Genomic DNA, 22284 nt, shown 5'->3' on the forward strand with positions numbered 1-22284 from the left:
CATACCACCTTATACATATCCGTATACTCCACGCACAGATACCTCTCCTGCATATACGGTTTCTTTACTTCCATCTTCCCGGCGGACAATTAATTCACCGGTTTCATTAATTCCCAAAGCATGTGCCTGATAAGATTCTTTTGCACCTAAAATGCAGACATCCTTTCCGCAATTCACAAGCAGTTTATTATATTCTTCCTGAATAAAGCTCAAATCTTCCTGTTTTTCAAATTCTTCATAGCATTTTTCAAACTCAGACATAATTTCTGCTACAATCGGTGCTCTCTTCTGTACTTCCCCAATCTCAATCCGAAGAGAAGTTGCCTTATCTGCTATCTCCTCTGGAAATGTTTCTGTGTTAACATTGATTCCGACTCCGATCACTACATGGTTAATATAGTCGATTTCTGTACTCATCTCTGTCAATATCCCAACAATCTTTTTTCCATTCAGGATAATATCATTCGGCCACTTAATCTGTACATCTAATCCGGTACATGTACGCAATGCTCTTGCTACGCTATAAGCCATTACGATTGTCAGCATAGGTGCTTTTACCGGTGGAAATTTTGGTCTAAGCATAATGGACATATAAATGCTGCTGCCGGATGGTGAATCCCACCCACGTCCTCTTCTTCCTCGACCTGCAGTCTGCATATCTGCCACTACGAGTGTCCCGTGTGACGCACCTTCTTCACCTAACTGTTTTGCTTTTATATTTGTTGAATCAATCTCATCAGAATAGACAACATGCTGTCCGGCCCACTTTGTCCGGCCATCCAAAAGGCTTTCTAACTCCTCTTGTGTCATAACGTCTGCACTGCCCACGATCCGATATCCACGATTCCGAACCGCTTCGACCTCGTATCCTTCTTCTTTTAATTGATTCATTACTTTCCAGACTGCTGTGCGTGAAACTCCAAAAGTCTCACACAACTGCTGCCCGGAAACATAATCTTTACTTTCTCTCAAAAGCTTTAAGATTTCTGTTTTCATTTATTTTACTTCTCCAAGTGTTGCTACCATAACCGCTTTAATTGTATGCATACGGTTCTCGGCCTCATCAAATACTTTTGACTGCTCAGATTCAAACACTTCATCTGTCACTTCCATATCTGTAAATCCGAAGCGTTCTCCCATCTCTTTACCAATTGTCGTATTCAGATCATGGAATGCCGGTAAGCAGTGTAAAAAGATTGCCTGTTCTCCTGCATTTGCCATAATTTCTTTTGTAACTTTATATGGTGCAAGTTCTTTAATACGTGACTCCCACACATCGTCCGGCTCACCCATAGATACCCATACATCTGTATAGATAACATCTGCGCCTTTTGTTCCTTCTATTGCATCTTCTGTCAATGTAACACTTCCACCTGACTGGGCTGCATATCCGCGGCATGTCTCAACTAATTCTGCATTTGGGAAATAGTTTGATGTTGTGCAGGCAACAAAGTGCATACCTAATTTTGAGCAGGCGATCATCAGAGAGTTACCCATATTATATCTTGCATCTCCCATATATACCAGCTTACGCCCTTTTAAATCTCCGAAATGTTCGCGGATCGTCAACATATCTGCCAGCATCTGTGTTGGATGATACTGGTTTGTCAGCCCGTTCCATACTGGAACACCTGCGTATTCTGCCAATGTCTCTACGATTTCCTGATCAAATCCGCGATATTCGATTCCATCATACATTCTTCCAAGTACACGTGCTGTATCTTTGATTGTTTCTTTCTTTCCAATCTGAGATCCTGTAGGTCCGAGATAAGTAGACCCCATTCCCATATCAGATGCTGCAACTTCAAAAGCACATCTTGTTCTTGTACTGTCTTTTTCAAAAATCAGCGCAACATTTTTCCCTTTGTAGTGGTCCACCGGAATTCCTTTTTTCTTTTTCTCTTTTAATTCTGCTGATAAATCAAGCAGGTATGTAATTTCTTCCGGAGTAAAGTCTTTTAATGTCAAAAAATTTCTTCCCTTTAAGTTCATGTCTTTCTTCTCTCCTATTCCCACATATAAACGTGTATATCTTGGTAAATATATATGGCAAAACTATGATTCATGTGTAAATTCACACGTTTTGCCCTGTACCTATTTACTACAATACCATATTCCAGTGATAAATCCAACATTATTTTCGTCTCTGTCTTGCTGCTTCAAACATCAAAATGGAGGCTGCAACTGCTGCATTCAAGGATTCTGCCTGTCCCAACATAGGAATCCGTATCCATGTATCCGCACAATCTGCCACTTCTTGTCTCAGTCCATTTCCTTCATTTCCAATCAGATAAGCTGTGCCATTGAGATAGCACTCCTCATCATACGCATTCTTCCCATCCAAATGAGCCGCATAAACCTGAATCTGATGTGCCTTTAATTCTTCTATTGTATCTGTCAATTTCTCCACATACACAAATGGCATACGGAAAATCGCACCCATCGTAGAGCGGATCACTTTCGGATTGTAAATATCCACGCTGTCTTTACTAAGAATAATCCCTGTAACCCCCGCTGCCTCTGCAGTTCTAAAAATGGTTCCAAGATTTCCCGGATCCTGAAGATTATCTAACACAAGCAGCATTTCTTTTTTTTCTGTACCTTTTTTTAAAATATCTGCCAACGTGTATTTATTCTGCCATACAATTGCCAATACCCCTTGAGGTGTTTTTGTATCTGCAACATATGAAAACACCGTCGGAGTTACAAACTCCGGCTTCACATTTCCCGGCAGTTCTGCTTTATGCTTTTTATAAAACTCTTCTGTTACATAGAGTGCTTTTAGCTTATCCTCAGGTATTTCCCTTACCATACGGATTCCTTCTACAATAAATACACCCTCTGTATTTCTTGCTCTGTTTTTCTTTTGAAGCTGTACAATCTCCTTAATTCTCTGGTTACTTGTACTTGTGATCATTCGTCTGTTAATCCTTTCTTTACCTTAGCTTAAACTTCTCTAAATCAGAATTTTTCCCGATAATAAATAACATATCATCCGGTTGCAATGGTTTTGATGGATCTAATGCCATATCCATCTTGTCTTCCTTTAAAATTCCGATTACGTTAATCCCATATTTTTCGCGGACCCGCAGCTCTGCCAGACTCTTTCCTTCCCATTGTTTCGGAAGCAGTTTCTCTGTCAGACTATAATCCGGAGATAACTCAATCCAATCAATAAATTCTGTCGATATCAGCTTTTTTGCTACACGTTCACCCATATCGATTTCCGGATACACAATCGAGTCAGCACCGACTTTCTCAAGAATCTTTCCCTGCAGTTCGTCCATTGCTTTTACCAATACATAAGAAATTCCCATTTCTTTCGAAATCATAGTTGCCATGATCGCAGCTTCAAGATTTTCTGAAACTGCAATCACTGCCCCATCCAGATTGCGGGCTCCTATCGTTTTCATAAATTCTGGCTCTGTTACGTCTCCGCACATCGCATATGAAACCGAATCTGCAATATCCTGTATCTTCTCATAACAATTATCAACTGCGATCACATCGCATCCAAAACTCTGCAAGGTCAATGCTACACTTTTTCCAAAGCTTCCAAGACCGAACACAGCAAATTGTTTTCCCATCTTCTATCTCCTATCCTATCATAATCTGTTTTTCCGGTAATTCACGATACTGTTCTGCATTTTTCCCTTTTCCTGCAAAAATCATTGCCATCGTGACCGGTCCGATTCTTCCAATATACATTATCACCATCAGTACATACTGACTTGCTCTGCTCAAGCTAGGTGTCAAATCTGCCGATAAACCAACTGTAGCAATTGCCGATGTTGTTTCATATACAATTCTCAAAAAATTCACCTGTGGATCTAAAATCGTGATGATAATTGTTCCCGACATCCAAAACATAATTGTCAAAAATAAAATTGTCACCGCAGATTTTACTTGTGAGAGTGGAATTTTTCTTCCATAACACTCTATATCACGACTTCCTCTTACTACACTTAAGCAAGTCAATAACAGCAGCGCAACCGTTGTCGTTTTGACGCCCCCTGCTGTTCCTCCGGAAGAACCTCCAATCATCATCAGCATACAGCCGATTGCCTTCGATGCGGCTGTCAGCCCTGATTGAGAAACTGTCGCAAATCCTGCTGTTCGTGTTGAGATAGATTGAAATAATGACGCCTGTACTTTCTGCCAGAATGTCAATTTTCCCATTGTCACAGGATTATGATATTCCAATAAAAGAAATGCAAACATTCCAAACAAAAGCAGCCATGCCGTCATTGTAAGTACAATCTTGCTCTGCAAAGACAGTCTGTGAAAGAAATTTCGCCTCACATCTTTTATATTTCGCACTTGTTTTATATTATTCAAAATATCATACCACACTACAAATCCAAGTCCTCCGCTTACAACGAGAAATATCGTCGTAAAATTAATGATTGGACTTGTGACCATATGCATATAACTGGAGCTCCCGAGTATATCAATACCTGCGTTGCAAAATGCTGATATAGCATGGAATATCGCATATGCAATTCCTTTTAACACTCCATATTTTGGAACGAAGTAAAAACTATAGGCAAGTGCACCGATCCCTTCAACGAAAAATGTGCCTTTTATGATCCGAATAATATATTGTACCATTCCACTCAGCGTATCCAACCCATAGCTTTCCTGGATCATAACTCGTCTTCTCAGGGAAATCCTTTGTCCTGCAAGGATCATAAATGCAACAACGCATGCAATAATTCCAAGTCCTCCAATTTGAATCAGGAATAATAAGATTACTTTTCCCACCACAGTAAATTGTACTGCCGGAGTAACTGTAACAAGCCCTGTCACACAGACTGCTGTAACCGACGTAAATAATGCATCGGTAAATTTCATCGGTGTTGTCACGGAAAATGGCATCCATAGAAGTACTGCGCCAATCAAAATTACGAACAAAAATCCCATTCCGATTACCCGCACTGTATTAAAGCTTCCTTCTTGCAAACGCTCTTTTATTGTTTTCTTTCTCATATTTTTATACCTTGAATCTATATCCAACTCCCCAGATTGTTTCAATATACTGTGGATGCGATGTATCGTATTCGATTTTCTCTCGGATCTTCTTTATATGCACTGTTACTGTTGCAATATCTCCCACCGACTCCATATCCCAGATTTCCCTAAATAGTTCTTCCTTCGAATACACATGATTCGGATGGCCTGCAAGAAATGTCAACAGATCAAACTCTTTTGTTGTAAATGATTTTTCTTCGCCATTTACCCATACGCGCCGTGCTGTTGTATCAATCTTCAATCCACGGATTTCTATGATTTCATTTTCATCCACACTGCTTCCGATCAAACGCTCATATCTTGCCAGATGTGCCTTAACACGGGCAACCAGTTCGCTTGGGCTGAATGGTTTTGTCATATAATCATCCGCTCCCAGTCCCAGTCCACGGATTTTGTCTATATCATCTTTTTTTGCTGAAACCATAATAATTGGTGTATTCTTATTGTTTCGTACCTGTTTGCAAATCTCAAACCCATCTACTCCCGGAAGCATAAGGTCTAAAATGATTAAATCAAATTCTTCTCCTAATGCTTTATCTAATCCCAGTTGTCCGTCATTTGCAACTTCCACCTCAAAATTACTAAGCTCCAAATAATCACGCTCTAATTCTGCGATACTTTCTTCGTCTTCGATTATTAAAATTCTTTTGCTCATTCGATTGGCACCTCCTGATATTTTCTGACAACAAAATACATTGTTGTTCCTACGCCTTCTTCGCTGGTCGCCCATATTTTACCGCCATGTTCTTCTACAATCTTCTTCACGATCGCAAGCCCGATTCCACTTCCGCCTTTGGAAGAATTTCTTGACGCATCTGCACGATAAAATCGTTCAAATATGTATGGCAGATCCTTCGTAGCAATTCCCTTTCCATTATCACTTAATTCTACCTGGATAAAATCTCCCACATCCAAAATTTTCATCCTTATTTCTGCCTGTGGCTTGTCTGTATATTTTAATGAATTGGAAACAATATTGTTGATCACTCTTCGCATCTGTTCCGGGTCTACTATGATCTTAGCATCCTCTTCAAGATAATTACGATATTCAAATTTTGCACCTTTTGATTCCAGCTCAATTGCAAGATCCTCTGCACAGTCTCTGAAATACTGTTTTGCAGAAATTGTTGTAAAATCATAAGGAATACGATTCGTGTCAATCTTTGAATATAATGTCAGCTCGTTAATCAACCGATCCATCTCATTTGCTTTATTGTATATGGTTTTGATGTATCTGTCCATCTTTTCCGGTGTATCTGCAACACCATCCATGATTCCTTCTACATACCCCTTGATTGCCGTGATCGGAGTTTTCAGATCATGGGAAATATTACTGATCAGTTCTTTATTCTCACGGTCAAATTCTATTTTTTCTTCTGCATTCGCCTTCAGACGCAATCGCATTTCCTCAAAATCCTGACACACCTGACCTATCTCATCATCATTTTCCGGCTTTATCTCAAAATCCAGATTTCCTTCTTTGATATTTCTCGTTGCTTCCTGCAACTTTGCCAATGGCACGGAAACCGTCTTATAAATCCACCAGACAAGTACAGCTGTTGTAACGCAGACGATAATCAAATACATCTGCTGTATTTCCCCTGCCTTGTTCGGTGCAAGCATATGCATTCCCGCCATTGTAACAAAAGTTGGAAATATCATAACTAGAATAAATGCAATCACCAGTTTCGTTTTCAACTTCATAGGTTCGCCCTCTTTTCATTTTACTCTAGTGGGATTATAACATAATTTTTAAAAAAAAGATGCGGTACACAGCATTTTTCTGCACCGCATCTTTTTATTCTTACAAATATTTTTTCAAATCTTCAACCTTGTCCAGTTTCTCCCATGGAAGGTCTAAATCATTTCTTCCGAAATGACCATATGCTGCTGTCTGCTTGTAAATCGGACGACGAAGATCTAACATCTTGATAATTCCTGCCGGACGCATATCAAAGTTCTCGCGAATGATCTCTACTAATTTTTCATCAGATAATTTACCTGTTCCAAATGTATCCACCATGATGGATGTAGGCTGTGCTACACCGATTGCATAAGATAACTGAATCTCACATTTCTTTGCAAGTCCTGCTGCCACAATATTCTTAGCTGCATAACGTGCTGCATAAGCTGCTGAACGGTCTACCTTTGTGCAGTCTTTTCCTGAGAATGCACCGCCGCCATGACGAGCCATTCCACCATAAGTATCAACGATGATTTTACGTCCTGTCAGACCGCTGTCTCCGTGAGGTCCTCCAATTACAAAACGTCCTGTCGGATTGATGAAGAATTTTGTATCTGCATCAATCATATCCTCTGGGATGATCACGTCAAATACATGTTTTTTGATATCTGCATGAATCTGTTCCTGTGTTGCTTCCGGATCATGCTGTGTTGACAATACAACTGCATCCAGACGTCTTGGAACACCATTTTCATCATATTCTACTGTAACCTGTGTTTTTCCATCCGGTCTTAAGTAAGGAAGTGTTCCATCTTTTCTTACTTTTGTAAGCTGCAGGGCAAGTTTATGTGCCATTGCGATTGGATATGGCATATATTCTTCTGTCTCATCTGTTGCATATCCAAACATCATTCCCTGGTCTCCGGCACCGATTGCTTCAATCTCGTCATCAGACATCTTATTTTCTTTTGCTTCCAATGCCTTGTCTACTCCAAGAGCGATATCCGCAGACTGCTCATCCAATGTTGTGATGACACCACATGTCTCTGCATCGAATCCGTATTTTCCTCTTGTATATCCAATCTCACGAACTGTGTCGCGAACGATTTTCTGGATATCTACGTAAGCGTTTGTTGTAATTTCTCCCATAACCATAACGAGACCTGTTGTTGTACATGTCTCACACGCTACACGGCTCATTGGGTCCTTTTCCAATAATGCGTCCAAAATTGCATCTGAAATCTGATCACACATCTTATCCGGATGTCCTTCTGTAACGGACTCGGATGTAAATAATAATTTTTCCATGTTCTTCTCCTTTTCTTCCGTACTTTCTCTCGGTTTAGGATTTGTTTCGACTTGAATACCGCATAACACCATTGCTTCCCAGCTCTTTATATAGCCTTCTTAGATGCTTATAACGATAAAACAGCCCGCACAAGGTACGGACTGTTTCTATTTCATAACAATCCCCTTATTGTTCGATTACTCGCTCAGGCTGGCACCTTCCTGCTTAGAGGGGTTGCCGCAGCTTCTTTGATCCTTTGTATCTCCACTGCTCTGAATAAGAGAAAGTTTATATTATTTAATTTGTAGTTATCAATCAAACTGTACAACTCATCATTGTCTCTGTCAATACAGTTTATAAAACTTTTAGATTAGCTTACTTTCAATGTGAATTTCTGAATTTCTTTTTCGCTCGATACACGCTCAATGATTCCGCCCAGACTTCTGAGTTTTTCTTCAAAGCGCTCATATCCACGCTGAATATAAACAATATCATCTACAATTGTAATTCCATCTGTAGCCAAACCTGCAATACAAAGTGCTGCTCCTGCACGAAGATCCGGTGCACTCACTCTTGCTCCGGAGAACTTCTCTACACCTTCGATTGTAGCTGAATTACCCTCTACTTTGATATTTGCTCCCATTCTTGCAAGCTCATCTAAATATTTAAAACGATTTTCAAAAATACTTTCTGTGATTGTACTTGTTCCTGATGCCAGTGCTAATACTACACCAATCTGTGGCTGCATATCTGTCGGATATCCCGGATATGGCAATGTCTTAACCTGTGTAGATTTTAATCTGCCTTTTGCAACAACGCGGACTGCATCATCGAGTTCCTCTACCTCACAGCCAATATCAATCAGCTTAGAAATTGTTGCATCCAAATGTTTTGGTATTACATTTGTTACAGTTACATCTCCCTTTGTAGCCGCTGCAGCAAACATAAATGTTCCTGCCTCGATCTGGTCTGGAATAATGGAATACTCTGTCTTATGAAGTGTTTTCACTCCACGGATCTTAATCACATCTGTTCCGGCTCCACGGATATTCGCACCCATACTATTCAGGAAGTTTGCAACATCAACAACATGTGGTTCTTTTGCTACATTCTCCATAATTGTCATGCCATCAGCCATCGCTGCTGTCATCATAACATTAATTGTTGCTCCTACAGAGACAACATCGAAATACAGATGTGTACCCTTAAGTACATCGGCCTCGGCAACAATCTTGCCGTGTTCAATATCAACATCAGCTCCGAGTGCCCTAAATCCTTTCAAATGCTGATCGATTGGTCTGCTTCCGATGTTACATCCACCTGGAAGAGCCACCTCTGCTTTTTTATATTTTCCAAGCATTGCTCCTAATAAATAGTAAGATGCTCGAATCTTTTTAATATAATCATAATCAATATTAAAATCTGTGATCGTTCCACCATTAATCTTCACTGTATGACGATCAATACGCTCTACCATCGCACCGATTCCTTCGATTGCTTCCAACATGACATTGATATCGTTCACATCTGGAAGGTTGTCAATCAATACAGTCTCGTCTGTCATAATTGCAGCTGCCAGTATTGCCAGTGCAGCATTCTTTGCTCCGCCAATCTCTACTTCTCCAACTAACGGATTACCACCCTTAATAATATATTGCTCCATTTTGCACCTCTATTATCCGATATTTATATCGTATCTTTCTAAATCCCCATTCTCGGTTGCATAAATCATTTTTTAGCTTATATACTTATATCCCGCGTTATTCTTTGTCTATTTCAAATGACACGCTGTTGTGTCTACAAATTCACAAACGCTAAAACATTATAGCATAAAAAACAATTTTGTAAAAGAACTTTTTATTTTCGTAACATTATTGCAAAACTTTTTGATATAGACTTAATTATAATCTGGAGAGTTCTTCCAGTACATTCTCAATCGTATCCCCTATCTCGCACTGGTCTTCATTAACAATGATATCTGCATATTTTTCAAACAAAACACATCTCTCATCATAAAGATTCTTTAATGTCTGTCCTTTCCTGAGCACGACACCGCGCTTTTTTGGATTACGGATTCTTTGTTTTATTGTTTGATAAGATGCCTGTAAATATACAATCGTTCCGATTTCTTTATAATGCTGCATCGCCTCTTCGCAATACACAATACTTCCCCCCGGAGAGATTACGGCATTCTCTACATCTACGTCTCTGTTTACCTGATTCTCAATCTCCAAAAATCCATCCTCACCGACTTCTGCGATAATCTCGCGAAGCAGCTTTTTTTCTTGTTCCTGGATCAACAAATCTGTATCAATAAACTTTTTACCCAGTCGCTTGGCAACCACAACACCTACCGTACTTTTTCCAACAGCAGGCATTCCTATAAATATAATATTCTCTTTTTTCATATGTGTCTCCGGCTTATGTTCTTTCATTTTCGCTTTGAATAATATAATTGTTCACATCATTCTCTATTATACCATATTTTCTTTCATTGTAAAATATCTGCGCCACCCAAAACACTTTTAATTCATAAAATTTTTCTTAACATCATGCACAGTCAATAAAAACGGCGTCTGTTTCTCCTGTCATCACTTCTACGTTTGAACAACTCCTGATATAATATGACCTCTATCAAATTTCTAAGCCAGTCCTCCGGCTCCAGTTTTTCCTGACTTACAACCTTATCAAAGATACGATTACACATCATCCGAAGTGAAAAACGGTCCGGATATTCGTCATAAATCATACTGCATGGATATTCATTTCTATCACACTCTTCCTCTACATAGGGAAGTACTTTCTTTGCAGTATCCGGGTACAGACTTTTCATATATTCATAATCTCGTCGTTCCATTCTTTCATCGTCATATGCAAGCGGCATCGGATAAGCCATATAATACGGCAGTTTTGAGTTCATGGTCACCACTCCCTATTTCTGAGTTTATATCATTACTGTATGCCTTTTTTGCAAAATGGTTCCGCTTATATATAGAAAATGCAGCCGGAGCACCTTTCGGTTTTCCAACTGCATCTATAAAATCTAGCTTTATTTTTTTGAATATCCATGTGCTTCTTCGAGCATCATGTCTTTTACTTTCATCAGACGAATCTGCGTACTTCTCTCGTTCTCGTCCAGCTTCATCGTAATATATTTAATATTTTTCTCTGTTTCCGGAATAATGACATGCTCCAACGCATTTACACGTCTTCGTGTCTTTTCAATCTCTGCCGCCATTAACTGACATGCTTTTTCGCATTCTGCTAATCTTATCATATCCGGCAGAATATCTGCAAGAGATTTAACAGCCCCATCCAAATCGCTGGATGTAAATGCAAATCCATATGAATAAATATCATTTTCATCCGCTGTTCTTGTTTTATATTCAAATTTTGGAATCTCTACACTCATGACATTTTCTTCCGAAGGAATCAAATTAATTTCCTGTTTCGGTGCCATCAGTGCTGTGTGAAGTTCCGCCTCCGACATTCCAGCCTTGGCAATAACAAAATTTTTATTCGCTGATAAAATGCCGGCTTCGACCCGTTTTCTAACTTCCATGTTTTCTCTTACAAGATCAAGATACTGGCGCATCAGTTCATCACGTTTATCTTTCAACAATTTGTGACCTCGCACTGCAGTAATCCGTTTCTTTTTCAAACGTGTCAGTTCCATACGGGTTGGATTTACCTGTGTGGATGCCAAGCGTCCTCACCTACCTTTCCTTTGATGCTTCTCAGAGTCTTTTTCGTCACTTTTTTGCAGCAACTTACTTTCCGTAATATTCATCAAGATATTTGTCATCGATACGTTTTAACTCTGTTCTTGGCAGCATGGAAAGTAGTTTCCATCCAATTTCCAAAGTCTCTTCAATACTTCGATCTGTATTGTATCCCTGTGATACATATTCCTTTTCAAATGCATCTGCAAACTTCGCATACAACAAATCAATCTCTGTCAACGCTGCCTCACCAAGGATTACCATCAGCTCTTTCGCATCTTTACCACGCGCATACGCCGCAAACAGCTGGTTCATTGTATTGGCATGATCTGCACGTGTCTTACCCTCGCCGATACCTTTGTCTTTCAGACGAGACAATGATGGAAGTACATCTATCGGTGGTGTTACACCTCTTCGATACAGATCACGACTTAAAATAATCTGTCCTTCTGTAATATATCCTGTCAGGTCAGGGATTGGATGTGTCTTATCATCTTCTGGCATTGTCAGAATTGGAATCATTGTGATACTTCCTTTTTTACCATTCTGACGTCCCGCTCTTTCATACAAAGAAGCAAGGTCTGTGTACATATATCCCGGATATCCTCGACGTCCCGGAACCTCTTTACGGGCTGCTGATACTTCTCGAAGTGCATCCGCATAGTTTGTAATATCTGTCAAAATTACAAGTACATGCATATCTTTTTCAAATGCCAGATACTCTGCTGCCGTCAGTGCAACTCGAGGTGTAGATATACGCTCAATTGCAGGGTCATTTGCAAGATTGACGAATAAAACTGTACGGTCTATTGCACCTGTCTCTTTAAAACTTTCAATAAAGAAGTTTGACTCTTCAAATGTAATACCCATTGCCGCAAATACAACGGCGAATTTATCATCTTTTCCTCGAACTTTTGCCTGTCTTGCAATCTGTGCTGCAAGGTTTGCATGTGGCAGACCCGATGCTGAGAAGATTGGTAACTTCTGTCCACGTACAAGTGTATTCAATCCATCAATGGCTGATACTCCTGTCTGGATAAATTCTTCCGGATAACTTCTTGCTGCCGGATTCATTGGCAGTCCGTTGATGTCCATACGAGCTTCCGGAAGTATCTCCGGTCCTTCATCAATTGGACGTCCCATACCGTCAAAAACTCGTCCAAGCATATCTTCTGAAACACCCAGTTCCATGCTTCTTCCAAGGAAACGCACTTTACTGTTCGATAAGTTGATACCTGTTGCACTGTCAAATAACTGCACCAGAGCATCGCTTCCATTAATTTCCAATACTTTACAACGTCTTACTTCCCCACTTGCCAGCTCAATTTCGCCCAGCTCGTCATAAGTAACATTTTCCACATCGCGCACCAGCATCAGTGGTCCGGCTACTTCCTGTATGGTTCTATACTCTTTTGGCATTTAGAAGTCCTCCTTTCCCAATGCATTCGCAATCTCAATGTGTAACTCTTCTGTTACTTTTTCATATTCTTTCTGAATCTCATCTTCAGTCACATATTTGAATCGGCCAATCTGTTCACGTACAGGCAGATTGATCAAATTCTGTAATTTCGCACCCTTTTCTAAGGCTTCTACAGACTGATCATAATATGCGAGAACAAGATCCATCATCATATACTGCTTATCCAAGGAAGTATAAGTATCTACTTCATGGAAAGAGTTCTGATGCAGGAAATCTTCTCGAATAGAGCGTGCAGCTTCCATCTTCAGACGGTCGCTTGCTGATAAGGCATCCATACCAACCATCTTTACAATTTCGTCTAATTCCGCTTCTTCCTGAAGCAGGGTCATCATTTCCTGACGTTTTGCCATCCAGTCCGGCTCAACTTTTTCATTGAACCATTTTTCCATATTATCAAGATACAACGAATAACTGTTTAACCAGTTGATTGCCGGGAAATGTCTCTTATAAGCAAGTGCTGAGTCCAATCCCCAGAATACTTTTACGATTCGAAGTGTAGCCTGTGATACCGGTTCTGAAATATCTCCACCCGGAGGTGATACTGCACCGATTACAGACAATGCTCCTTCTCTTTCTTCCTTACCTAATGAAATCACATGACCTGCTCTTTCATAGAACTGTGCAAGACGGCTTCCCAGATAAGCCGGGTATCCTTCCTCACCAGGCATCTCTTCCAGACGTCCTGACATTTCACGGAGTGCCTCTGCCCAACGTGATGTTGAATCTGCCATTAACGCAACTGAATACCCCATATCTCGGAAATATTCCGCAATTGTAATTCCTGTATAAATAGATGCTTCACGTGCTGCAACCGGCATGTCTGATGTATTTGCGATCAGAACGGTTCTCTGCATCAAGGACTGTCCTGTCTTTGGATCTTTCAGTTCCGGAAATTCATTCAGAACATCCGTCATCTCATTACCACGCTCTCCACATCCGATGTAAACAACGATATCTGCTTCCGCCCATTTTGCAAGCTGATGCTGGATTACTGTTTTACCACTTCCAAATGGTCCCGGTACTGCAGCAACTCCACCTTTTGCAAGCGGGAAAAATGTATCAATAACACGCTGTCCTGTTACCAGTGGCATATCCGGAGATAATTTCTTTTTATATGGACGTCCCTTACGAACTGGCCATTTCTGCATTAGTGTCAATTCCTTGTCACCTTCTGCGGTCTCTACAACAGCCACTGTTTCTTCCACCGTAAATTCTCCGGCCTTTATTTCTTTTATTGTTCCTTTGATTCCATATGGAACCATGATCTTCTGCTGTACGACAATCGTCTCCTGCACTGTTCCGATCACATCTCCGGCTTCTACTTCATCTCCAACTTTTGCAGTAGGTACAAATTCCCATTTCAAATTTCTCTTCAGAGACGGTACCTCTACACCACGTTTTAAGTTATTTCCGGATACTTTCATAATGTCATCCAGCGGGCGCTGAATTCCATCATATATGCTGGTAATCAATCCAGGTCCCAATTCAACAGACATTGGCACTTCCATAGATTCTACCGGTTCTCCCGGTCCAAGTCCTGATGTCTCTTCGTATACCTGAATAGATGCCTCGTCTCCGTGCATCTCTATGATTTCGCCAATCAGTCTTTGTTCACTAACACGAACGACGTCAAACATGTTCGCATCTCGCATTCCCGAAGCAATAACAAGTGGGCCTGCGACTTTCTTTATTACGCCTGTACTCATTTGACGAACTACCTCGCTTTCTATCTATTGTTTTATTCTTCTGAGAACAAAATATCGCTTCCGACAGCCTGTTCCACCGTCTTCTTTACGCCTTCCACACCGGCACCGGTATTCCCCGATACGCCCGGAATTTGTATGATCGCTGGAAATGTCCGTTCCTGATATTCTTCTATCACATCTGTCAACTGCGCTGCAACTGCCTCTGTAATATAGATAACGCCATATTTTCCATCTGCCAGCTGACGCAGCTTATCTTTTGCTTCTTCCCGGTTCTTGACAGGACAGATGCTAAGACCGAGTGTTGCAAATCCATATATGCTGTCATAATCTCCGATTACTGCAATCTTATACATACATCTCCCTTATCCTTTCCCGGATCATCTCGTCTGGAAATCCATTTTGTTTTCCTGTCAGGATCATCCGCACCGTCTTAATTTCATTTTGTCTTGCCAGCAGATACGCTACCAGCGGCCCTGCAGAAAAGGCATTATATTTCTGTGGCTTAATTGCCTCGATCATCCGGTTATCACACCATCTTTCAAATGCCGATGGCGATTCTTCCAATGCTTCTACACCGTCTGCATAAACTGTATCTTTCAAATATTCTCGCAATGCATCTGCTCCCGACAATGCTGCTTTTGCCAGCTGTTCCACATTGATGCTCTCACATGGAGCCATAGCACGTTTCATAAACTCCAGCGATTTTCCTGTCTTCTGACATCTCACTGCGATTTTGATATTTGCAAGTGCCACCGTTGACTCAGCATATACACGGATAATCTCATCTTTTGCGTCATGTCCTGCCTGTGTAATAGCCTCCAAAGCTGCACGATCTACAATCACATCACATAGCTGTCCATCTCTTGTCTGAAGCAATGTCTCATAAGCCTCTTTTGCAGCCGCCTCCATATTTCCCGGAAGACGTTCAAACGCTTTATTCTCTACAATTGACAACATTTCCTTTCCCGGAATCTCGCAGTCATCATAAAAAATTTTTTCATTTGTCACCTCTGTACAAACTTCCTTGATCGCTGCTTTTAGGTTATGATATAGTTTCGGATAAGACATCACATCAAACACTGTTAAATCCGGAGATACTTCCTGGATAACCTGCCATGTTTTCTCTTCCTCGCAATTTAAAATTGCTTCCACATCATTCTCTGTCTCAGCATTTCCCCAGCCTTTTTCATTTAAAAGCCCAAGACACTGTGCTTCATCTTTGCATGCAAGGAGCTGGTCAATCACAGAATCTGTAAGCAGTGATGCCTCCAACGCACGTATTCTGGCAACTGCATAGGTATATTCTAATTCATTCACATTCAATCCTCCCGGCTGCTTTATTTTATACAAACATTATTTTTTGCACCAAGTCAGACCATTCATCACGTTTGGATTCAAAGATTGCCCGTATGGTACAGTTCTCTTCAATCCCACCGTATACCAGAATAAAACCGCCATCAATCTGCTTTGTTTCCGAAGCAAATGTCAGCTTTCCACCTTTCGATGCTGCGATTTTCTCTGTTTCTTCTACAAACGAAGCCGGAATTCTCTGCTTATCTTTTTCAGAAAAATAAATCTCACCATCACCTGACTGCACATATGTCTTCAACAGATTTGTAAGTAATTCAAAATACTCTTCATCTGAAAGATTCATTACTTTTTCATATGCCTTTTGAAGCACTTCGGAGATCATTTCCTGTTTTGCCTTCAAAACGGCCGTCTTTCTCTTCATGTCACAAGAGGAGGCAATGCGTTCATGATAATTCTTCACTGCAGTTTTTGTTTTCTGATCCATTCGCTGCTGTGCTTCTTCTACTTCCGCTTTTACTCTTGCCTGTATTTCCTCTGCCTGTGCATTTGCTTGTGCGATTCTCTCTTCGGCTTGTGCGTTTGCATCTTCCAGGATCTGACTTTTCATCTTGTCTAATCCACTCATTTTCTTTACCTCGCTCTATTTCAATTCATCTTCATTCTCCGAATAACATTCTCCTGAAGTAACCCTTCAGCTTATACCGGAATTGCACTTACTGCGAGGATAGAAATCAGCAGTGCTAAAATTGCATATGTCTCAACCATCGCCGGGAAAAGCATTGCCTTACCAAACTGTTCCGGTTTCTTTGCCACGATTCCGATTGCTGCTGCAGCTGTTTTACCCTGAGATTTTCCTGAGATCAATCCAACAATACCAATTGGAAGACATGCTGCCAAAATCAAAAGACCTGTTGCAACAGATACTTCTTTGATACCGCCGCCAAGCAGACCAACCTTCGAAAGTGTAATAAATCCAACCAACAATCCGTAAATTCCCTGTGTACCCGGAAGCAACTGCATGATCAATACTTTTGCAAATTTACTTGGGTCTTCTGATACAACCCCTGATGCTGCCTGACCTGCTACTCCAACACCTAAAGCAGAACCTGCTCCTGCCAACAATACAGCTAATGCTGCTCCAAGAAGTGCATATACAATACCTAATTTATCCATAACTTTTTATTCCTCCTTAACATCCGCATACTTTGTATTTTCTCTAAATGGATGGAATGCTCTTCCTCCACCTTCATAGAATTTTCCGAAAAATTCTACATACTGTAAACGATTTGTGTGCACATACGCGCCAAGTAAGTTGATCGCAATATTAAATACGTGTCCGATAATAAATACAATTACGAACAGGATCACTCCAAATACGCTTTTTCCTCCCATACTTCCCATCTGGTTTACAACCTGAGCAATAACACCTGTTGCAAGTCCCAGTGCCAGAAGTCTTGAATAAGATAACACGTCACTTAACCATCCTGTCACATTGTACAGATCATATGCTCCTAATGCGATACGAAGTCCAAAATTTTTATTTGCTCTGCCTGACATCAACACGATACCCACCGCTCCGAGGATGGACGCCCATTTTGCAATTGCATTGACAACCGGCGGAAATGTAATCTGAACTTGTGCAATAGATGCAAAAATATCTGTCGGAATTAATAACAAGATCAACCCGAACAAAAAAACATACCACAATACTACGTCACATAAGAAATCCACATATTTTTTATCTCTGATACACATGTATCCTTTAATCCCTAATCCTGTAAATAAATGGATCAATCCAAATACCATAGAATAAATCAACAATTTCATTGGATTATTGAGTGGAACAAACCATAATGCTTTGATTCCCACTTCATGTCCGAAGAATGTTCTGGATACAACGTTGATCACGTCTCCGAAATATCCGCCAAACATGATTCCCCAGAATAATGTTGATAATCCGCACCAGAAAAACAACTGAATTGACTTCTTCATCCCCTCTGACATACGCGGGAATTTTAAAATCAGTACACCACAGGCAATAGAAACAATTGCTCCATATGCTGCATCTGATAACATCAATCCAAATAAAAATACATAAAATACTGACATGATCGCTGTCGGATCAATCTCACCTTTTTTCGGAAGACCGAAAGATTCCAAAACACCTTCCGCACTTGCTGAAAATTTATTATTTTTCAAAAGTACCGGCGGTTCTTCCTCTTCTTTTAACTCCTCCACATCAATCGCACAGTCATATTTGCTTTCCAGAACCCGTTTCACCTTTTCTACATCCCGATGAGGAACATAACCGCTCAGCACAAAAGTATTTGCCGATTGTGGTATCTCTCCTAATACTTCGTACTTTTCCGCTCGTACACGATAATAATCTGCAAGCAGATAAATCTCTTCTCTTTGTTCTGCGAGCCTGATTACTTCCTGCTCGATCTGTGAAATCCGATTCTCTTTTTCTTTGATTGCCTGCTTTAACTCCTCCGTTTCTCCTGCCGGAGTCTTTGCGCTGCTCTGCGCTATTCTTGAAAATCCTCGACTTCGAAGTGCTTCTTCTATACTCTGTTCTTCTTGTTTCAAACAGATGACTGCAATACAAGTCATATCCTGTCCGGATGAAATCACATAAGCATCTGCCGCCTCAACTTCCGGTGCTGCATCTGCCAAAATCTCGTAAATTCCAGAAATATCAGCCTGTCCCGGAATACTTCCTAAAATCACAGAAGTTTTCTTTGTTCCTGTCGCATTCATCGGGATATCCAGACTCAGCCATGGGACAAGGCTCTCAATCCGATTCTCCAGCTTAAGGATTTCTGCTTTATTCTCTGCTTTTTCCTTATCCAATACCTGGATCCTGCTCACCAGTTTAAGCAGTTCCTCTCGCTTTCGAATCACTTCTTCATGTACTTTTGCATCAACCAGCTTCTTGCCTTCCAGAGATGACAGCATCGATGTTTTTACCGGAGCATATTCATTCAATATCTCCAAAGCTCTGTCAGCAGAATTAGCAGCTTTTTCAAAGCTGCTTCTGGCATTTGCAGTGTCCATCCGGCGGAAATCTTCGTCTTCGTCCAACACATGGTTAATCTCCATAATTCCCATGCTCTGAATCTTTTCCAGAATCGCTTTTCGGTCCTTCTTCAACGCGCAGATACTCATTCGCTGCATCTGCAATACCGCCATAACACAATCCCTCCTTTTTCATTACAGTTTACCTGCAAACTGTAATTCTTTTTACCTTCCCGCAACACGCAGCTTATGATACCAATTGTGCTATTACGAGGCTGACCGCTTCCTCTTCCTTCGCGGAAGCAAGTTCTTTTAACGCTATAACTTCTTTCTCAATCTTTGACAGCGTCTCTGCTTGTACCCGTTCTCCTTCTTCGCTTGCATCTGACATGGCTTTCTGCATCTTCTCTTCCATTACAGCTAATTGTTCTTCTTTCCATTGTTTCGCCTGTTTTTCTGCATCGTCCACGATCTGATTGCCTTTGACTTCAGCATCTCTTGTTATTGCATCTGCTTTTGCTTCTGTCTCCCGGATTACCTGAATGGTTTCTTCTACCATATTCTAGTCACCGCCTTTCCCTAAGGTACATATTCTCATCCTAGCACATCTTTTGTATAAAATCTATAAATTTTTTAGACTTTTTCAAACTTTTTTGTGAATAAATTGTTTGTTTTTTGTCAATAATATCAACAACTTAGTAGAATATGCACAACTTTTATTTATTATGCGATTTTTATCCTATATTTATTCCATTCTATCTAAAAAATTTTTAGGTTTTTAAAAAGGGCGTGTGAAAAAACTCTCGTTGTTTCACACACCCTTTTTCTTTTATTTATTCCATTCCAAATGATGAAGATGTCCTTCCAAATTCATCCCTGCAAACTGATTTTGTCTCAATGCCTCATATAACATAATTGCAACTGAATTTCCAAGATTCAAAGAACGAATCTCTCCTACCATTGGAATTCTCACACAGTTCTCCTGATTTTCAACAAGAATCTCCTCCGGGATACCTGCGCTTTCCTTCCCAAACATAATATAACAATCTTCTTCATATGCTACATCAGTATATACTTTTTCAGCTTTTGTCGTTGCCATGTAAATCTTTGCTCCCGGATTTTTATCCAGAAAATCCTGATAATCAATATAAGTTGTAACATCAAGATCTTTCCAATAATCCATTCCTGCACGACGCAAGGCTTTCTCATCAAGACGAAATCCTAATGGTTCGATCAAATGCAGTCTTGTATTTGTTGCAACACAAGTACGTCCGATATTTCCTGTATTCGCCGGAATCTCAGGCTCTAATAACACAATATTTAACATATTTTTTCTCCACTACAGTTTTTTCTAAACAAAATAATTATTTATTTTGTTCTGCACGTAATTTTTCAATAAAATGCTCCAGTCTTTCCAATGCGGCCTTTAAATCTTCCAAAGAATATGCATAAGATATTCTCAGGAAACCTTCTCCACAGTCTCCAAACGCTGTTCCCGGAACAACTGCCACCTTTTCTTCGTATAACAGACGAGTTGCGAACTCTTCCGATGTCATATTGAACTCTTTAATACTTGGAAATACATAGAATGCACCAAATGGTTCAAAGCACTCCAATCCCATACGTTTGAATTCGTGCATTAAAAATCGTCTTCTTTGATTATATGCTTTTCGCATTTCTATTACTTGATCTCCGCAATGACGCAATCCTTCAATCGCTGCATACTGACTGTTTGTAGGTGCACACATAATTGCAAATTGATGTAATTTAATCATCTGCTTCAAAATTGCCTGCGGACCACAGCAATATCCAAGGCGCCATCCCGTCATCGCAAATCCTTTTGAAAATCCATTGATCACAATTGTTCGCTCTCTCATTCCAGGCAGACTAGCGATAGAAACATGGTCACCTTTGTAGCTCAATTCCGAATAAATTTCATCGGAAATAACAAACAGGTCATGTTCTTCCACAAACTTTGCAATTGGTTCCAAATCCTCTTTTGTCATAATTGATCCTGTCGGATTATTTGGAAATGGCATGACCAGAATCTTTGTCTTTTCTGTCACTTTATCTTTCAAATCATCTACTGTCAGCTTAAACTCATTTTCATGCTTTAATTCTACGATTACCGGAACACCATCCGCCATAATTGTACATGGCAGATATGATACATAACTAGGCTGCGGAAGTAATACCTCTTCTCCCGGATCAAGCATACAGCGAAGTGCCAGATCAATAGCCTCACTTCCTCCGACAGTGATCAAGGTTTCTTTTTTCGGATCATAATCGACATGGATCGTACGTTCAAGATATTTGCAGATTTCTGTACGAAGCTCCATCAATCCTGCATTAGATGTATAAAATGTTCTTCCCTTTTCCAGAGAAAAAATTCCTTCTTCACGTATTCTCCATGGCGTGTCGAAATCCGGTTCTCCAACACCAAGTGAAATGACATCTTCCATTTCATTTGCCACATCAAAGAATTTTCGGATTCCTGATGGCTGTACTGATACAATCTTTTTTGATAATGGATTTCTCATTATGGTGTCACCACCATTCTGTCAGACCCTTTCTTAGGCAGCATGATCGTACCATGGTCTTTGTATTTTTTCAAAATAAAATGAGTCGCTGTTCCAATAACCGGTTCAATCGGAGAAAGCTTCTCTGATACAAACAATGATACTTCCTGCAATGTTTTTCCTTCCAATGTAACAAGAAGATCATATGCACCGGAAATCAAATATACCGCATTCACTTCCGGATAATTGTAAATACGTTCCGCAATGCGGTCAAATCCCTGATTTCTCTGTGGTGTAACACGAACTTCAATCAATGCTGTCACTTTTTCCACCCCGGTTTTATCCCAATTAATCATTGTATGATATCCGCAAATAATTTTTTCTTTTTCCATTTCTGCTACTTCATTTGCAATCTCTGCTTCTTCCATACCCATAAGAACTGCAAGTTCTCCAAGATCAATCCGGCTGTTTTTCTCTAGATTTCTCAAAATTTCATTTCTTAATTTCTGTTTTGTATCCATAATT

Annotated in this window: 23 protein-coding genes and 1 riboswitch; all 23 genes read right to left on the bottom strand. The window is 40.2% G+C overall.

From position 1 onward, the window contains the following. Positions 1-9: 9 nt before the first annotated feature. Positions 10-996 carry a biotin--[acetyl-CoA-carboxylase] ligase gene (locus D8Q48_RS09700; RefSeq protein WP_022075291.1) on the bottom strand — a complete coding sequence of 329 codons (987 nt, stop codon included), beginning with the start codon at positions 994-996 and terminating at the stop codon, positions 10-12. Beyond that, a complete protein-coding gene (gene argF, locus D8Q48_RS09705; RefSeq protein WP_117990990.1) occupies positions 997-1992 on the bottom strand; it encodes an ornithine carbamoyltransferase in 996 nt (331 codons plus the stop codon). Positions 1993-2134: 142 nt separating this feature from the next. After that, positions 2135-2917, bottom strand: coding sequence for a 23S rRNA (guanosine(2251)-2'-O)-methyltransferase RlmB (gene rlmB / locus D8Q48_RS09710; protein WP_121056372.1), 783 nt, complete (start codon positions 2915-2917; stop codon positions 2135-2137). 19 nt (positions 2918-2936) lie between these two features. Then, positions 2937-3587, bottom strand: a complete 651-nt coding sequence (locus tag D8Q48_RS09715) for a TrkA family potassium uptake protein (RefSeq protein WP_117990993.1) — start codon at positions 3585-3587, stop codon at positions 2937-2939. A gap of 10 nt (positions 3588-3597) precedes the next feature. Further along, positions 3598-4989 carry a potassium transporter TrkG gene (locus D8Q48_RS09720; RefSeq protein WP_191855122.1) on the bottom strand — a complete coding sequence of 464 codons (1392 nt, stop codon included), beginning with the start codon at positions 4987-4989 and terminating at the stop codon, positions 3598-3600. A 4-nt stretch (positions 4990-4993) separates the two neighbouring features. Then, positions 4994-5686: a response regulator transcription factor gene (locus D8Q48_RS09725; RefSeq protein WP_022075285.1), complete on the bottom strand. Its 693-nt coding sequence runs from the start codon at positions 5684-5686 to the stop codon at positions 4994-4996. Beyond that, positions 5683-6735 (bottom strand): HAMP domain-containing sensor histidine kinase, encoded by a 1053-nt coding sequence (locus D8Q48_RS09730; protein ID WP_117990995.1) that lies wholly within the window; start codon positions 6733-6735, stop codon positions 5683-5685. Before D8Q48_RS09730 ends, D8Q48_RS09725 begins: the two co-directional genes overlap by 4 nt. Before the next feature lie 100 nt (positions 6736-6835). Then, positions 6836-8023 carry a methionine adenosyltransferase gene (metK, locus tag D8Q48_RS09735; RefSeq protein ID WP_022075283.1) on the bottom strand — a complete coding sequence of 396 codons (1188 nt, stop codon included), beginning with the start codon at positions 8021-8023 and terminating at the stop codon, positions 6836-6838. A 163-nt stretch (positions 8024-8186) separates the two neighbouring features. Next, positions 8187-8286, bottom strand: a riboswitch (SAM riboswitch). Between the two features lie 87 nt (positions 8287-8373). Further along, the gene (locus D8Q48_RS09740; protein WP_118688761.1) at positions 8374-9666 is read right to left on the bottom strand and encodes a UDP-N-acetylglucosamine 1-carboxyvinyltransferase; all 1293 of its coding nucleotides are present in this window, start codon (positions 9664-9666) and stop codon (positions 8374-8376) included. Between the two features lie 238 nt (positions 9667-9904). Next, the gene (locus D8Q48_RS09745; RefSeq protein WP_117991104.1) at positions 9905-10411 is read right to left on the bottom strand and encodes a shikimate kinase; all 507 of its coding nucleotides are present in this window, start codon (positions 10409-10411) and stop codon (positions 9905-9907) included. A gap of 152 nt (positions 10412-10563) precedes the next feature. After that, a complete protein-coding gene (locus D8Q48_RS09750; RefSeq protein WP_117991001.1) occupies positions 10564-10923 on the bottom strand; it encodes a hypothetical protein in 360 nt (119 codons plus the stop codon). Positions 10924-11052: 129 nt separating this feature from the next. Next, on the bottom strand, positions 11053-11709 hold the full coding sequence (locus D8Q48_RS09755; protein ID WP_022075279.1) for a V-type ATP synthase subunit D: 657 nt from the start codon (positions 11707-11709) through the stop codon (positions 11053-11055). Between the two features lie 64 nt (positions 11710-11773). Beyond that, positions 11774-13144 (bottom strand): V-type ATP synthase subunit B, encoded by a 1371-nt coding sequence (locus tag D8Q48_RS09760; RefSeq protein WP_022075278.1) that lies wholly within the window; start codon positions 13142-13144, stop codon positions 11774-11776. Continuing rightward, a complete protein-coding gene (locus D8Q48_RS09765) occupies positions 13145-14911 on the bottom strand; it encodes a V-type ATP synthase subunit A (RefSeq protein WP_117991003.1) in 1767 nt (588 codons plus the stop codon). A gap of 32 nt (positions 14912-14943) precedes the next feature. Then, positions 14944-15264 (bottom strand): V-type ATP synthase subunit F, encoded by a 321-nt coding sequence (locus tag D8Q48_RS09770; protein WP_022075276.1) that lies wholly within the window; start codon positions 15262-15264, stop codon positions 14944-14946. Next, positions 15257-16228 carry a V-type ATPase subunit gene (locus D8Q48_RS09775; protein ID WP_117991006.1) on the bottom strand — a complete coding sequence of 324 codons (972 nt, stop codon included), beginning with the start codon at positions 16226-16228 and terminating at the stop codon, positions 15257-15259. Before D8Q48_RS09775 ends, D8Q48_RS09770 begins: the two co-directional genes overlap by 8 nt. A gap of 25 nt (positions 16229-16253) precedes the next feature. Next, entirely contained in the window at positions 16254-16847 is a 594-nt protein-coding gene (locus D8Q48_RS09780) for a V-type ATP synthase subunit E (protein ID WP_117991009.1), read from the bottom strand. 71 nt (positions 16848-16918) lie between these two features. Beyond that, the gene (locus D8Q48_RS09785) at positions 16919-17395 is read right to left on the bottom strand and encodes a V-type ATP synthase subunit K (protein WP_022075273.1); all 477 of its coding nucleotides are present in this window, start codon (positions 17393-17395) and stop codon (positions 16919-16921) included. A 6-nt stretch (positions 17396-17401) separates the two neighbouring features. Then, positions 17402-19414: a V-type ATP synthase subunit I gene (locus D8Q48_RS09790; RefSeq protein WP_121056373.1), complete on the bottom strand. Its 2013-nt coding sequence runs from the start codon at positions 19412-19414 to the stop codon at positions 17402-17404. Between the two features lie 73 nt (positions 19415-19487). Continuing rightward, positions 19488-19799, bottom strand: coding sequence for an ATPase (locus tag D8Q48_RS09795; RefSeq protein WP_117991014.1), 312 nt, complete (start codon positions 19797-19799; stop codon positions 19488-19490). A gap of 270 nt (positions 19800-20069) precedes the next feature. Beyond that, positions 20070-20567, bottom strand: a complete 498-nt coding sequence (locus tag D8Q48_RS09800) for a tRNA (cytidine(34)-2'-O)-methyltransferase (protein ID WP_121056374.1) — start codon at positions 20565-20567, stop codon at positions 20070-20072. Between the two features lie 37 nt (positions 20568-20604). Next, the gene (locus D8Q48_RS09805) at positions 20605-21780 is read right to left on the bottom strand and encodes an aminotransferase class I/II-fold pyridoxal phosphate-dependent enzyme (RefSeq protein ID WP_117991020.1); all 1176 of its coding nucleotides are present in this window, start codon (positions 21778-21780) and stop codon (positions 20605-20607) included. After that, on the bottom strand, positions 21780-22280 hold the full coding sequence (locus tag D8Q48_RS09810; RefSeq protein WP_022075269.1) for an Lrp/AsnC family transcriptional regulator: 501 nt from the start codon (positions 22278-22280) through the stop codon (positions 21780-21782). Before D8Q48_RS09810 ends, D8Q48_RS09805 begins: the two co-directional genes overlap by 1 nt. Positions 22281-22284: the final 4 nt, after the last annotated feature.

It is taken from the genome of Ruminococcus sp. B05 (assembly GCF_003628495.1).
Taxonomy (GTDB): domain Bacteria; phylum Bacillota; class Clostridia; order Lachnospirales; family Lachnospiraceae; genus Schaedlerella; species Schaedlerella hominis.